Genomic DNA, 11184 nt, shown 5'->3' on the forward strand with positions numbered 1-11184 from the left:
GGCGGGGGGGGGCGCCCCCCGGCGCGGGGGGGCCGGGGGGGCCCCCCCCCCCCCCCCGCGGGCCGGGCCGCGAGCGCCGCGCAGGCGGCCCGGTCCGCCTTCCCGTTGGCGTTGAGCGGCAGCCGGTCCACGGCCACCAGACGCCGGGGGATCATGTGGGCGGGCAGCCGGGGGCCCAGCAGCTCCCGCAGCCGCGCCGTGTCGCGCACCCCGCCGGCGCAGACGGCCGCGAGCTGGAGCTCCCCCCGCTCGTCCTCGACCGGCACCACCACCGCGGCCGACGCCCCGGCGTGGGCCAGCAGCGCCGCCTCCACCTCCTCCAGCTCCACCCGCCGGCCCTGGACCTTGACCTGGTGGTCCAGACGGCCGAGGTGCAGCAGCCCGTCCGGCGTCTCGGCCACCCGGTCCCCGGTGCGGTACCAGGCCCCCGGGCCGGGGGGAGCGCCGTCCGCGCCCGGCCCGGCGAACCGGCCGGCGTCGTCCGCCGGGTCCAGGTAGCCCGCGAACCGCTGCGGCCCGCGCACCTGCAACTCGCCCCCGGCGGTGACCCGGTGCTCCAGATGGGGATGGACCGCGCCGATCGGGACCGTCCCGTTCGCGGTCCTCGGCCACTCCCCGCGGGCGCGCGGCAGCCGGTAGGCGGTGACCGTCACGGTCAGTTCGGTCGGACCGTACAGGTTCTCCAGCTCGCTGCCGGGCGCGGCCCGCGCCCACGCCTCCGCCTGCGCCAGGGTGAACCGCTCGCCGGCGAACAGGCTCCACCGCAGCGACGGCATGGCGCCCGGCGACAGCGCACCCGACTGCTCGGCCACCGACACCAGCGACGGGACCGAGTACCAGTGGGTGAGGGCGTGCTCGTTGACGAAGCCCACCGGATCGAGGAGCTCCGCCCGGGAGGGCACGACGAGGGCGGCGCCCGAGCCCCAGGCCACGAACATGTCGAAGACGGACGGGTCGAAGGTCAGGTCGAAGGTCTGCGACAGCCGGCTGCCGGGACCCACGCCGTACCGCTCGATGTGGAAGCCGAGGAAGGCGTCGAGGTTGCGGTGGCGGATCGGCACGCCCTTCGGGCGGCCCGTCGAGCCCGAGGTGAAGAGGAGGTACGCCGGGTCCTCCGGGTCCACGACCGCCTCGTCGGCCGGAGCGGCGGGATCGGCGGCGAACGCCCGTATCCGCTCCGCGTCCAAGGCGATCACCCGCGCCCCGCCGTCCCGCGCGAACCGCGTGTCCTGGCCCGGCTCGGCCACCACCGAGGAGATCCCCGCCGCCGAGGCGACGGCCGCGTTCCGCCCGGCCGGGTACGCCTCGTTCAGCGGGACGACGCAGCCGCCCGCCCGCAGGATCCCCAGGTACGCGGCGTACGCCACGGTGCCGCGCGAGGCGAGCAGACCGATCCGGGGCCGGTCCGGGGCGCCCTCCCGCACCAGCCGGGCCACATGGCGGGAGGCGGCGTCGAGCCCGGCGTAGCTCAGGCGCTCGCCGGCCACCACGAGCGCGGTGCCGTCGGGGACCCGCCGGGCGCCGGCGGCGAACCGGCCGTGAAGTGTCGTGTGCGGCATGCGTGTCCTTCGGTCGGTGACGGGCCGGCGGTCAGCGGGACTCGGAGGGCTGGAGCAGCCGCCCGGACCGGGCCGCGGCGGCCCCGCCGGCCAGCAGCCACCGGAAGAACTCGCGGTACGTGCGGTGGTAGAAGCGGTGCCGGCCCTCCAGGGCGGCGTGCAGCTCCCCCAGCTGAGCGATCGGCAGACTCGGCATCAGATGGTGTTCGACGTGGAAGTTGTTGCCGTTGGTGAACCAGGCCATCAGCCTCGACGAGCGGATGGACCGGGTGTTGGCGAGCGAGTCCGTGGTCCCGGTGTCGCAGCCGTAGTGCTCCGGCAGCTCGATCAGCGCGTGCACGGGACTGGCCACCGCCAGCGGCAGCGCCCACAGCCACACCGCCAGCAGGCTGCCGGTCAGCACGGACGCGGTCACCACGGCGACCACCACCCCGGCGATCAGGGCGTGGTCCCGCCGGATGCCGCGCATCGCGACCGGCCGCTCGCCGGGCAGCCGGCGTCCGACGGCCAGCCGGGCGCAGACGGCGAGGAAGTTCGCGTAGTGCCCGAGCATCGAGAAGCGGTACGCCCACACCGCCGCGGCGCGCAGCCGGGACCCGGACCCCTCGCCGTACTGGTCGCCGTAGTCGAAGAACTCGCGGTTGTCCGGCGTGCCGAGCAGCCGGTGGTGGCGCATGTGCGCCGAGCGGTACGCCGCGAAGGAGATCAGCATCGGGATGCCGAGCAGCACGCCCGCCACGACGTTCCCCCGGCTGCCGCGCAATCCGATTCCGTGCAGCGCCTCATGCTGGAGTTCGATCGCGTGGGCGTACATGAGCCCCAGCAGAATGATGCCGAAGGCCATCATCCAGGCGTTTCCCGAAAGGACGAGCGCGACGCCGCCGGCCACCAGGGAGCAGAGGACCGCCAGCTTCAGCGCGAATATCCTCCCGTCGATCGGCCGGCGTATGTGCCCCAGCTCCTTGCGGAAGCCTTCCATGTTTCGCATTCCCTTCGAATGAATTCCTGAGAATCGTCGGCGGAAAGCGCGGCGCCACGGCGCCGCGGCCGGCCGGAAGCGGTGCGGCGGGGGACACGCGGGCCGTGGCGGCCCTACGCGGCGCCGCCCGCCGGGGTCCGGGCCGCGAGGCTCGCCGGACGCAGGTCGGTCCAGTGCTCCTCCACGTACCGCAGGCAGTTCTGCCGGGAGTCCCGGCCGAACGCCACCTGCCAGCCCGCGGGCACGGGCTGCCCGGCCGGCCACAGGGAGTGCTGGCCCTCGTCGTTCGTCAGGGCGAAGAAGACGCCGTCCTCGTCGTCGAATGGATTGGCGGCCATGTCGGCTCCCTCGTCGGCGGAAAAATGCGGAACCTGCTGTTCGAACACGTATCGAGCACGTATCAAGCACGTATCGAGCGCATAGCGAGCACGCATCGAGCGCGTGCTGCGGAAGACCTGCGCGACCGCCCACGGGCGCACGGATGAAGACATGACGCAGAAGGGCGCGAATCGCTTGTCGGCGACGAGAATAATGAGGGCACGGGCAGCCCGGAGGCATCATCGCCGGTAGTTCCGGGGTAGCTTCGCCGACCGCTCCGCGAGAGCCGTAGTAATTAGCTGTCATGCAGCTTCCTGAAGCAATTCGCGGTTGCCCGGAAAGCGTTCGGCGGCCGAGTGTGGTCCGGGCCGACATCCCGGTCGGCGGGTCGGACGCGCGGTGAATCAGGAGAGTCCACGTGGTTTCCATGTCCTACGCCCAGCGCCGCCTGTGGTTCCTGGACCAGGCGAGCGGCGGGGCCGCGACCTACAACGTGCCCCAGGCCCTGCGTCTCACCGGGCCGCTGGACGCCGACGCGCTGGAGTCCGCGCTCGGCGACGTGGTGCGGCGCCACGACACCCTGCGGACCGTCTTCCCGCACGCCGACGGCGAACCCCGCCCGACGGTCCTCGCGCCCGGCGAGACCGGCCCGCTGCCGGCCCGGGTCCCCGTCACCCCCGGCGAACTGCCCGGCGCGCTGCGCGCCGAAGCCGCCCGCCCCTTCGACCTCACCCGCGAACCGCCCCTGCGCGCCACCCTGTTCGTCCTCGGCCCCCAGGAGCACGTCCTCCTCCTGATGTTCCATCACATCGCGACGGACGCCTGGTCCGACGGACCCTTCCAGCGCGACCTGGCCACCGCCTACTCCGCCCGCGCCCGCGGCGACGCCCCCGACTTCGCGCCGCTGCCCGTGACGTACGCCGACTACGCCCACTGGCAGCGGGAGCTGCTCGGCGACGCCGCCGACCCCGACAGCCTCGCCTCCCGCCAGCTCCGCTACTGGCGGGAAGCGCTGGCCGGCGCGCCGGAGGAACTGGAACTGCCCTTCGACCGGCCCCGCCCCGCCGTCGCCCGGCACCGCGGCGCCACCGTCGACTTCCGCGTCGGCCGGGAGACGCACGCCCGGCTCGCCGCACTCGGCCAGGCCGCGCACGCCTCCACCTTCATGGTGGTCCAGGCGGCCCTCGCCGCCCTCCTGTCACGGCTCGGCGCCGGCGAGGACATCCCCTTCGGCACCGTCGTCACCGGGCGCAGCGACGAGGCCATGGACGACATGGTCGGCTTCTTCGCCAACACCCTCGTGCTGCGGACCGACGTCTCCGGCGACCCGTCCTTCGGCGAGCTGGTGCGGCGCGTGCGGGAGACCGACCTGCGGGCCTTCACCCACCAGGACGTGCCCTTCGAGCAGGTCGTCGAGGCCGTCAACCCGGCCAGGACCCTCTCCCGCCACCCCCTGTTCCAGACCATGCTGAGCTGGCAGCAGGCCGACGACGGCGACACCGCCCCGCTGTTCACCGGCGTCACCGCGCGGCCCGAACCGCTGGGCACCGGCACCGCCAAGTTCGACCTCGCCGTCGGCCTCGCCGAACACACCCTGCACGGCGCCCCCGCCGGCCTCACCGGAACCGTCGAGTACGACACCGACCTCTTCGACCACGCCACCGCCCGGGCCCTCGCCGACCGCCTCGTCCGCTGCCTCGCCGACCTCTCCGCCGACCCGGACCGCCCGGTCTCCGCCCTCGACCCGGTCACCCCCGAGGAGCGCGAGCTGGTCCTGCGCACCTGGAACGCCACGGACCGGCCGCTGTCCGCCGCCCGCCTCCCCGAACTCTTCGAGGCCCAGGCCCGCCGCACCCCCGACGCCGTCGCCGTCGAGGACTCCGGCACGGTCCTCACCTACGGCGAACTCAACACCCGCGCCAACCGGCTGGCCCGCCTGCTGATCGAACGCGGCGCGGCCCCCGAACGGCACGTGGCCGTGATCGTGCCCCGCTCCGCCGACCTCGTCACCGCCATGCTCGCCGTCTTCAAGAGCGGCGCCACCTACCTGCCCGTCGACCCCTCCTACCCCGCCGAACGCGTCTCCTTCATCCTCGACGACGCCCGCCCCGCACTCGTCCTCACCGTCGCCGACCTGGCACCCGGCCTCACGGACCACGACCCCTTCGTCCTCGACGCGCCGGACGCCACCGCCGCCCTCGCCCGCCACGCCGGCACCGACCCCGACGACACGGACCGGACCGCTCCGCTCGGCCCCCACTCACCGGCGTACATCGTCTACACCTCCGGTTCCACCGGCCGCCCCAAAGGCGTCGTCGTCACCGGCCTCGTCCTCGTCAACCTGCTGACCTGGCAGAACGGCACCATCCCCGCCGCCCCCGGCACCCGCGTCTGCCAGTTCAGCTCCATCAGCTTCGACGCCTCCGAACAGGAGGTGCTCTCCGCCCTCCTCGGCGGCAAGACCGTCGTCATCCCCTCCGACGACACCCGGGGCAACCCCGACGACCTCGCGGCCTGGCTCGAAGCCCAGCGCGTCAACGAGTTCTTCGCCCCCGACCTCATCGTCCGCGCCGTCTTCGACGCCGCCACCGCACAGGGCCTCGGCCTCCCCGACCTGCGCGAGGTCATGCAGGGCGGCGAACCGCTCCACCTCACCGACCAGGTCCGCGACTTCCACAAACAGCGCCCCCACATCACCCTCCACAACCACTACGGCCCGTCCGAGACCCACGTCATCACCGGCCTGCCGCTCCCCGCCGAACACGACGACTGGCCCGCCGTCGCCCCCATCGGACGCCCCATCCGGAACTGCCGCACCTACGTCCTCGACGCCTCGCTGCGCCCGGTCCCCGTCGGCGTCACCGGCGAGCTGTACCTCGCGGGCGCGGGCGTCGCACGCGGCTACCTCGGCCGCCCCGGCCTCACCGCGCAGCGCTTCGTGGCCGACCCGTACGGCCCGCCCGGAAGCCGGATGTACCGCAGCGGCGACCTCGTCCGCTGGAACCGCCGGGGCGAACTCGTCTTCGCCGGACGCGCCGACGACCAGGTCAAGATCCGCGGCATCCGGGTGGAACTCGGCGAGATCAACGCGGTCCTCGGCGAACACCCCCACGTCGCCAAGGCCGCCGCCGCCGTCCGCGAGGACGTCCCCGGCGACAAGCGCATCGTCGCCTACGTCGTACCCGCCGGCCCGCACCGGCCCGACCCCGCCGAACTCCGCGCCCACGCCGCCCGCCTGCTGCCCGCCGCCATGGTCCCGGCCGCCTTCGTCACCCTCCCCGACCTCCCGCTCAACTCCAACGGCAAACTCCACCGCCAGGCCCTCCCCGCCCCCGACTACACCGCCGTCACCACCGGCCGCCCCCCGCGCACCCCCCGCGAGGCGACCCTCTGCCGCCTCTTCGCCGAAGTCCTCGGCATCGAACGGGCCGGCGCGGACGACGGCTTCTTCGACCTCGGCGGGCACTCGCTCCTGGCGACCCGGCTCATCGGCCGGGTCCGCGCCGAACTGGGCGGCGAGATCACCATCCGCACCCTCTTCGAGGCCCCCACGCCCGCCGCCCTCGCCACCCGGCTCGACACCGCCGGCGCCGACCGGGCCCTCGCCCCGCTGCTGCCGCTGCGCGCCACCGGCGACGAGGCCCCCCTCTTCTGCGTCCACCCCGCGGCCGGCATCAGCTGGGTCTACTCCGGACTGCTGCGCCGGCTCCCCGCCGAGCGGCCGGTCTACGGACTCCAGGCCCGCGGGCTGACCGACCCCGCCGGCGCCCCCGAGGACATCGGCCGTTTCGCGGACGAGTACCTGGCCCTCGTCCGCTCGGTCCGGCCGCACGGCCCCTACCACCTCCTCGGCTGGTCCTTCGGCGGCGTCGTCGCCCACGCCCTCGCCGTACGCCTCCAGGAGGAGGGCGAGGAGGTCGCCCTCCTCGCGATGATGGACAGCTACCCCGCCGAGCCCGGGGACACGATCGGGCGGTACGACGACGAGGCCGCGGTCCTGGACGAGGTCGCCGCCTCCATGGGGCACGACCGCGCCTCCCTGGAAGCGGCCCTCGCCGGCCTCGGCGACCTGGACCCGGCGGCACTGTGCCGGACCTTCGTCGCCGCCGCCACGGCCCTCACGCGCCACACGCCCGGCGTCTTCGACGGCGACGCCGTCCTCTTCCCCGCGACCGCCGACCCCGGCCACAACCCGGCCCTGGCCGAACGCTGGCAGCCGTACGTCACGGGCCGGGTCGAGGTCCACGAAGTGCCCTGCGCGCACGGCGAGATGACCACCCCCGAACCGATCGCCCGCATCGGCGACGTCTTGGCGCCCCGGCTGGCCCCCGGACGGTGACGGGCGGGACCGGGCGGCCACCGGCGCCCCGCGCCGACCGCCCCCCACCGCCCGCACCTCCCCCGAAAACCCCCGGCCCCGGCCCGCCCGCACCGAAGCCGCCCCGGACGTGAGCCGGCGTCCCGGCGGAGCACCCGCCCCACTCACCGTCAGGAGATCCCATGAGTTCCGACCCGACCGCCACCCTCGCCACGGACGCGGCCCTGGAGGACCGCATCACGGCGATCATCCGGGAGGCCGGCCTCTGCCGCCCGGTGAACCGGTTCTTCGGCGACGCGCGGACCGCCGACACCGTCACCCCGGCCGCCGCGCTGCGGGTGGGCCGCCAGTGGCAGGCCATGACCAAGGCCTTCATGTTCACCACGATCGCCGGCCTCGGCGTGATGGCCCGCCGCTTCCACCGCGAGGACGCCCCCGACCGGGAGGTGCTGGGCGCCTTCCAGACCGCCTACCGGGTCATCGGCGACGACCTCGCCAACCTCGCCCCGGAGTTCAGCGCCGTCTCGCCCAAGGGCGTCTCCGGCGTGCACTACGTGTGGTGGGAGGAGTCCATCCTCGGCCCGCTCGCCGACGCCGTCTCCGACGCCGAGGCGGCCGACGCCGCCCGGCTCCCCGACGGGGTGCGCGACCTGCTCGCCAACATGGAACGGCTCGCGGACTCGCCCCTCGGCGCGGCCGTACAGCTGCGCGTGGTCGAGGCCATCGCCCTCGACATCGCCGTCGCCTTCCGGCGCATGTACTCCAAGGTCCGCGTGGCCGGCGCCGGCCCCTACACCGCGGACGGCGCGCTGGACTGGATCGACTCGCACATCAAGGCCGAGACCGTGCACGCCAAGTCCGTCAGCGACGACGAGACGGGCATGACCGTCGTCGCCGCCACCGAGGCCGAGCGCGCGGAGCTGCTGACCCTGGCCGAGGAGTACGCCGGGAACTGGGCCAAGGCGCTCGACGCCTTCGCCGACGCCCTGGCCGGCACCCCCGCGCTGCTGGCCTCCGCGCGCTGACAGCCACCCGTACGCGAAGGAAGGACCATCGCCGTGCCAGACGCAGACACCGACATCGGGGCGGTCATCGAGGAGGTCGACCGGATCCGGGCCGGACTCGGGCCGCGGGACGCGTTCCGCCGGCCGGAGTTCCTGAAGGACCTCGCGGACCGCCTCGCGGCCTCCCCCCCGATCCGCCGCCGGCCGGCCGGACAGGCGCTCATCGAGGACCTCCGGGGCTTCGACGCCGACCCCCGCCTCGCCCGCACCAAGGCCCACATCAACGAACGCCGCGACCACCACCTCTTCTCCCTCTTCGACGCCTCCTACTTCCCCTCGCTCTCCCTGGAGTACCTGACCTACCGGGAGCTGCCCACCGACGAGCACCTGGCACGCCGGTACGCCAGCAACACCCTGCCCGTCACCATCGAGCGCAGGACGACCGGCTTCGCGTCCCGCGTGGTCGTCGCCCTCTTCCCCGAGAACCACCTGGACGGCATCCAGAACCCCGACGACCAGATCTTCTACTTCATCGACAAGTTCGTGGAACGGCACCAGAGGCTCACCCGCCGGCTCATCGGAGCCGTCATGGCCGAGGACGCCTTCCCCCTCCTGCGCACCGCCGACGACGCCGACGTCGAACGGGCCTCCTCCTGGTGGGTGCGCCTGCACGAGTACCACCACCGGCAGGGCGACATGCCCATCCCCGACTACCTGCCCGCCAAGCGGATCAAGCCGCTCGCCGGCCTGGAGGAGCTGCGCACCGACGTCTCCTCCATGCTGGCCTGCCTGCACGACGCGGAACTCCCCGCGCGCGACGCCCGCCTCGCGTACGAGTACATGCTCGCCGAGCGCCTCCTGCGCTACTCCGTCGAGGGCATCCCCCGGCCGAACTACGACGCCGTCGCCTCGCAGCTGTTCTTCACCTACCTGCTCAAGGAGGACGGCATCCGGCTCGTCGCCGACCGGATCCACCTGCTCCCCTGGCTGCCCGACGTGCTGCGCGCCTTCCTCGACGAGATCGAGACCATCGAGCGGCACATCCGCACCGAGCCCGTCGAGGACGTCCGCCGCCGGCTCCTCGACTTCACCAACCTCTACACGGACTACGACCCCGAGGCCCGCGACTACCGGCACATCCCCTACTTCGCCGAGGTGAAGCAGCGCCTCGGCGTCTGAGACGGAAAGGAGCGGCGGATGCGAACCGTCCCGGCCGACCCCCTCACCTTCCCCCTGTACCAGGTGGACGCCTTCACCGACCGCCTCTTCTGGGGGAACCCCGCCGCGGTCTGCCCCCTGGAGGCATGGCTGCCCGACGCGGTGATGCAGGCGATCGCCCTGGAGAACAACCTCCCCGAGACCGCCTTCATCGTGCCGGCCGGCGACGACTACGAGCTGCGCTGGTTCACCCCCGCCGCCGAGGTCGACCTGTGCGGGCACGCCACCCTGGGCGCCGCCCACGTCGTCTTCCACCACCTGAGGCCCGGCACCGACCGGGTGACCTTCCACTCCGCGAGCGGCCCGCTCGTCGTGGACCGGGCGGACGACCGGCTCGACCTCACCTTCCCGGCCCTGGAGCACGCGCCGGTGCCACCGCCCGAGGCGCTGCTGCGGGGACTCGAAGGCCCCCGCCCGGTCGCCGTGCACCGCTCGATGGACTACCTCGTCGTGTACGAGGACGAGGAGCAGCTGCTGGCCGTGCGGCCGGACCAGGAGCTGCTGCGGACGCTGGACCTGCGGGGCGTGGCCCTGACCGCGCCCGGCCGGGACGGCGACTTCTCCTCGCGCTGGTTCGGGCCGAAGCTCTCCATCCCGGAGGACTCGGTGACCGGCTCCGCGCACTGCGCGCTGGTCCCGTACTGGGCCGGACGCCTCGGCCGCGACCGGCTCGTCGCCCACCAGTTCTCGCCGCGTCTCGGGCGGCGCCGCCGCATCCGGCTCGACTGCGAGCTGCGCGGCGACCGGGTGCTGCTCGGCGGCGCCACCCGCGAGTACCTGACCGGCACCGTACGACTGTCCCCCGCCGACCTCGACCAGAGCCCCGAACCCGCCCTCGACCGGAGCCCGGAGCCCGACCCGGCCGGGGACCGCGACCGGCAGGGCCGGCCGGGCGCGCGGAAGGAGTCCGTCCCGTCATGACGCGCACGACCCGGATCACCACCCTGGACCTCGACGCCGACCGCCTCGCGGCCGACCTGGACCGCGCCGAACGGTTCGGATACAACGACTCGTACGGGGAGTTCATCTGCGGCTCCTGGCGCAGCTGCATGCTCTGGAACCGGACCGGCGACAGCGACGACCGCTTCCTGGAGGACTACGCGGGCCCGGCCCGCAGCACCGAGTATGGCGCCGCCCTGCCCTACCTGACCGAGCTGATGGAGCGTCATTTCCTGCTCGGGCACCTGCGGTTCGCCCGGCTCGCGCGGCTCGCCCCGGGCAGCGTCCTCGTCCCGCACCGCGACTACCTCGAACTCGACCAGGACCTGACCCGCATCCACCTGCCGCTGCGGACCGACGAGCTGTGCTCCAGCTCCGAGGACGAGACGGTCTACCGGATGCGCCGCGGCGAACTCTGGTTCCTCGACGCCACCCGCACCCACAGCGCCCTGTCCCGCTCGGACCGCGACCGGGTCCACCTGATCCTCGACTTCGCGACCCCCACCCCGGCCGGGGCGCTGCGCCCCGGCCTCCCGGTGGGGACCGGCATCCCCGAGGACAGCCTCGTCGCCCGCAGGCCGCTGCGGCCGGGCGAGCGCGAGCACTTCGAGGCGCTGGCCGGCATCATCGACGAGACCAACTACCAGGACGTCCTCGCCCTCGTCATCAAGCGGTACTTCGAGGCGGAGCTGAAGGCCGCGGACGTCTTCCGCTGGCTGGAGGGCATCGCCCGGGCCAGCGGCCGGCCGGAGCTGGTGGAGCAGGCCGCCCGCCACGAGGAGCACTGCCTCGTCAGCCGCTGACGGCCGCGGACACGACGGTGCGGGGAGCCGGCGACCACCGGCTCCC

General features: G+C 74.0%; 8 protein-coding genes. 5 read left to right on the forward strand and 3 right to left on the reverse strand.

What is annotated here, in order from left to right:
• The 3 genes from AB0E83_RS33665 to AB0E83_RS33675 form a co-directional block, all read right to left on the reverse strand.
• Positions 1-1559, reverse strand: a 1559-nt coding sequence (locus tag AB0E83_RS33665) for an AMP-binding protein (RefSeq protein WP_362120339.1), incomplete at its 3' end; no start/stop codon positions are given.
• 31 nt (positions 1560-1590) lie between these two features.
• Positions 1591-2538, reverse strand: coding sequence for a fatty acid desaturase (locus AB0E83_RS33670; protein WP_362120341.1), 948 nt, complete (start codon positions 2536-2538; stop codon positions 1591-1593).
• 113 nt (positions 2539-2651) lie between these two features.
• Positions 2652-2876, reverse strand: coding sequence for an MbtH family protein (locus AB0E83_RS33675; protein ID WP_362120343.1), 225 nt, complete (start codon positions 2874-2876; stop codon positions 2652-2654).
• Between the two features lie 407 nt (positions 2877-3283).
• Here AB0E83_RS33675 and AB0E83_RS33680 point away from each other — a divergent pair, with 407 nt between their 5' ends.
• The 5 genes from AB0E83_RS33680 (at position 3284) to AB0E83_RS33700 (ending at position 11138) form a co-directional block, all read left to right on the forward strand.
• Positions 3284-7195, forward strand: a complete 3912-nt coding sequence (locus AB0E83_RS33680) for an amino acid adenylation domain-containing protein (RefSeq protein WP_362120353.1) — start codon at positions 3284-3286, stop codon at positions 7193-7195.
• A gap of 161 nt (positions 7196-7356) precedes the next feature.
• The gene (locus tag AB0E83_RS33685; RefSeq protein ID WP_362120345.1) at positions 7357-8199 is read left to right on the forward strand and encodes a DUF6202 family protein; all 843 of its coding nucleotides are present in this window, start codon (positions 7357-7359) and stop codon (positions 8197-8199) included.
• A 33-nt stretch (positions 8200-8232) separates the two neighbouring features.
• Positions 8233-9357: a DUF6421 family protein gene (locus tag AB0E83_RS33690; RefSeq protein ID WP_362120347.1), complete on the forward strand. Its 1125-nt coding sequence runs from the start codon at positions 8233-8235 to the stop codon at positions 9355-9357.
• A gap of 18 nt (positions 9358-9375) precedes the next feature.
• On the forward strand, positions 9376-10317 hold the full coding sequence (locus AB0E83_RS33695; RefSeq protein ID WP_362120349.1) for a PhzF family phenazine biosynthesis protein: 942 nt from the start codon (positions 9376-9378) through the stop codon (positions 10315-10317).
• Positions 10314-11138, forward strand: a complete 825-nt coding sequence (locus AB0E83_RS33700) for an aspartyl/asparaginyl beta-hydroxylase domain-containing protein (RefSeq protein ID WP_362120351.1) — start codon at positions 10314-10316, stop codon at positions 11136-11138. The genes AB0E83_RS33695 and AB0E83_RS33700 overlap by 4 nt, the downstream gene beginning before the upstream one ends.
• The last annotated feature ends 46 nt before the right edge of the window (positions 11139-11184 follow it).

Source organism: Streptomyces sp. NPDC035033, from assembly GCF_040636735.1.
GTDB lineage: Bacteria > Actinomycetota > Actinomycetes > Streptomycetales > Streptomycetaceae > Streptomyces.